The following is a 1,167-nucleotide window of genomic DNA, read 5'->3' as shown; positions in this document are numbered from 1 at the left end:
CTAGTGTCCTGTTCCGTTGTTAACTGGTCTATATTCACGTAGCATGTTGACGTCAACGGAACGGGAGACGTCAACATGGCGATGGGACGACCGAAGGCGGAACTGGTGCTGAGCGAAGACGAGCGTTCGCAACTGACATCGATAGCGCGTTCTCGCTCGATTTCGGCTGCGCTGGTCTCGCGGGCGCGCATCGTGCTGGCGGCGGCTGACGGCGAGCCCAACAGCGCGATCGCGCAGCGCCTGCAACTCACGCGTGCCACGGTGGGCAAATGGCGTTTGCGGTTCCTGGAGCAGCGCATCAACGGACTCTATGACGAAGTACGTCCCGGCAAGCCGCGTACCATCGACGACGAGCGGTTGGCCCAACTGATTCACAAGACCCTGCACACGAAGCCGGCAGATGGATCCACTCACTGGAGTGTGCGCACGATTGCCGCGGAAACCGCCATCTCGCCGACGAGCGTGCACCGTTACTTCAAACTGCTGGGTCTGCAGCCGCACCGAAGCGAAAGCTTCAAGCTCTCGACCGATCAGTTCTTCATCGAGAAACTGCGCGATGTAGTCGGCTTGTACCTGAGTCCACCGGAGAACGCGCTGGTGCTGTGCGTGGACGAGAAGAGCCAGTGTCAGGCGCTCGAGCGCACGCAACCTATGCTGCCGATGGGTTTCGGTTACGTCGAAGGCGTCACTCACGATTACGTCCGTCATGGCACCACGACGTTGTTTGCCGCTCTGAATGTGCTCAATGGCGCCGTGCTCGCTACCTGCAAGCCACGTCATCGACATCAGGAATTCCTGTCGTTCCTGCGCGAAATCGACAAAGCCGTGCCAGCCGAACTCGACGTGCACTGCATCGTCGACAACTACGGCAGTCACAAGCATCCGAAGGTCAAGGCGTGGCTGGCAGCACGCCCCCGCTGGCACATGCATTTCATTCCAACCTACAGTTCGTGGCTCAACCAGGTCGAACGCTTCTTTGCGTTGATCACCGACAAAGCGATCCGTAGAGGCTCGTTCGGCTCGGTCAAACAACTGATCAAGCGAATCGATCAATTCGTCTCCCACTACAACGAAAACTGCAAACCGTTCGTCTGGACCGCATCAGCCGATTCCATCCTCGAAAAGCTGCATCGACTTTGCTCGCGAATCAGCGGAACAGGACACTAG

At 58.4% G+C, this 1,167-nt stretch carries 1 protein-coding gene; it reads left to right on the top strand.

Annotated features, from left to right (window positions below; genetic code table 11):
• Nucleotides 1–75 precede the first annotated feature (75 nt).
• A complete protein-coding gene (locus DIE06_RS37775; RefSeq protein WP_124665740.1) occupies nt 76–1,167 on the top strand; it encodes an IS630 family transposase in 1,092 nt (363 codons plus the stop codon).

It is taken from the genome of Burkholderia sp. Bp8998, assembly GCF_003854235.1.
Taxonomy (GTDB): Bacteria; Pseudomonadota; Gammaproteobacteria; order Burkholderiales; family Burkholderiaceae; genus Burkholderia.
This window is presented reverse-complemented; position numbering and strand designations above follow the sequence as displayed.

Coding starts and splice junctions, on each gene's coding strand:
- DIE06_RS37775 (WP_124665740.1), top strand. CDS start 76: ATGGCGATGGGACGACCGAAGGCGGAACTGGTGCTGAGCGAAGACGAG.